Source organism: Elstera litoralis, assembly GCF_000963705.1.
GTDB classification, from domain to species: domain Bacteria; phylum Pseudomonadota; class Alphaproteobacteria; order Elsterales; family Elsteraceae; genus Elstera; species Elstera litoralis.
Genome location: NZ_LAJY01000864.1, coordinates 1 through 1,993, shown reverse-complemented (window position 1 = coordinate 1,993; position 1,993 = coordinate 1). Strand labels below are relative to the sequence as shown.

The 1,993-nt window shown below is 47.0% G+C and carries 3 protein-coding genes; all 3 read left to right on the top strand.

Going from position 1 to position 1,993, the window contains the following annotated elements; all coding sequences use genetic code 11:
• Positions 1–54: 54 nt before the first annotated feature.
• On the top strand, positions 55–255 hold the full coding sequence (locus tag VZ95_RS20360; protein WP_045777483.1) for an AAA family ATPase: 201 nt from the start codon (positions 55–57) through the stop codon (positions 253–255).
• Positions 256–325: 70 nt separating this feature from the next.
• On the top strand, positions 326–1,390 hold the full coding sequence (locus VZ95_RS23540) for an AAA family ATPase (protein ID WP_198148451.1): 1,065 nt from the start codon (positions 326–328) through the stop codon (positions 1,388–1,390).
• Positions 1,387–1,993: HNH endonuclease domain-containing protein (locus VZ95_RS20350; RefSeq protein ID WP_045777481.1), on the top strand; the 607-nt coding region annotated here is incomplete at its 3' end. The genes VZ95_RS23540 and VZ95_RS20350, both read left to right, overlap by 4 nt.

Genomic DNA, 1,993 nt, shown 5'->3' with positions numbered 1-1,993 from the left:
GGTCGATAAGGTGCTGGTGACGAATCTAGCGGAAGCGGAATAGCGAGAGACCCCATGCTGAAAAAACTCTCCCTCAAAGGCGTCGGCCCGGCCCCCGAAATGGAGGTCGAGTTTGCGGAACGGCTGACGGTCATTACCGGCGATAATGGCCTGGGGAAGAGTTTTATTCTGGATGCGGTGTGGTTCGCGCTGACGGAAGAGGCGTTTTGGGGAGGAAATACTGGTCAAAGAACCAGAGAAAAGCGAAACCGCTGAACAGAAACCATCAATAACTCTACTTTATTCTGATACAGAAGGGAAAAAATTAGAGTTCAATCGTCGCGGCTTGACATGGGCGAGCGATAAAGGAGGAAGCCGAACTGATTTTCCAAACATTGGTGGCCCTCTGATTTATCTTGGAATAGGAAATAAAATTTCTATTTATGACCCCATTCGTCCTTCAAATAAAACTGCGCTCTGTTCAATTTATGAGCTCGATGAGATTCGGAATGGCTCGCCGGAAACACCGTTTAGCATTAACAATATAAACGCAAATATTAATGGAATTTTTCTTCGAGAGAGCCGAATTAAAATTAATGGCTATCTAATTGACCTAACAAACTGGCTCTATGAGAAGCAAGAACCTTACACGCAGATACAAGAGGCTCTTAAAATACTGTCAGAAGACTCAGAAAATCCTCTTGCGATCACCCGTGCGCGCCGCATCGCCAATCTCGCACAACCTAAAACAATTCCTCACCTGAATACCGAGATGGGTGAAGTACCCGTTACACTGGCCTCAGCCGGAATTATCAAAATTCTCAGCCTTGCCTATATGATTGTGAATTTCTGGCAGGAACATAAATTTGCTGCAAAGATTCAAGGAATTGAACATTCAAAAGCGCTTCTCCTTCTCATCGACGAAATCGAAACCCATCTTCATCCCAAATGGCAGCGCAAAATTCTCGCCGCCGTGCTCGAAGTCGCCAAGGCCATTACGGAAGACGAAGGCTTTCAGGTGCAAGTCATCTGCACCACCCATTCGCCCATCGTGCTGACGGGGATGGAGCCGCATTTCGATCCGAAGATAGATCAGATCTTTAATCTTAAACTCCCTCCTGCGGCTAATGGTGATACCGCAAGAGTTAAATTAGACCCCATCGACTTTGAGAAACACGGGTCTGTCGGCGAATGGCTCATTGAAGTCTTTGGTGAAGGGGATATTCCAAAGGAGAATGCCGAAGCCCTAGAAAAACGCGCGGCTTTATTTGAACAAAAAAAACCGACTCAAGCCGAGATTGACGAAGTTGATCGGCTGATGCGGGCGCATTTCGCGCCGGATCATCCCGAGCGAACCCACTGGGTTTGGCTCGCTAAGCAAAAAGGACTAACGCCACGAGGTCAGCAATGATCCCGCTTATACTTGCTGATGAGCCCCATTGGTTTGATGCGGGCGTGCGCCAAAAGGGACGCGCTCATCTCGCGACCGTCGAAGCGCAGCGGACTGAGCCACTTCAATCTAAGCACTTCCAAGCATTCTGGGCGCGTTACACCCGGGAGATACATGCTATTTACAGTGGGATTTGCGCATTCACTGGATTGTATATCGATTTTGATGAAAAAATAGAGGATCAGAAGGTCTCAATTGACCACTTCAGACCCAAGGTAAAATACAAAAGCTTAGCCTATGAATGGGCTAATTACCGTCTCTGCATGAAAAAAATCAACCAAAGAAAGGGTGACTCAGAAGAGATCATCGACCCTATTTCGATACCAGACAATTTCTTTTATCTCAATATCGATGACGGCTCTGTGAAACTCCGCGAGTTTCCAGGGCATGAAACTTGGGTCGAAGCCTGCAAGACCACAATTGATACACTTGGGCTCAACAATAAGCATTTGAGGAGAAGACGCAGCCAATTGATACAGAGCTACCGTATAAGCGGTGATAAAGATGAGCTCAAATTTCGAGCGCCCTTCCTTTATTATGCGCTGAAATATCAGGGCGTTATCC

Bases quoted from the DNA above. Each gene is read 5' to 3' on its own strand.
- VZ95_RS20360 (WP_045777483.1), top strand. From the start codon at position 55: ATGCTGAAAAAACTCTCCCTCAAAGGCGTCGGCCCGGCCCCCGAAATG.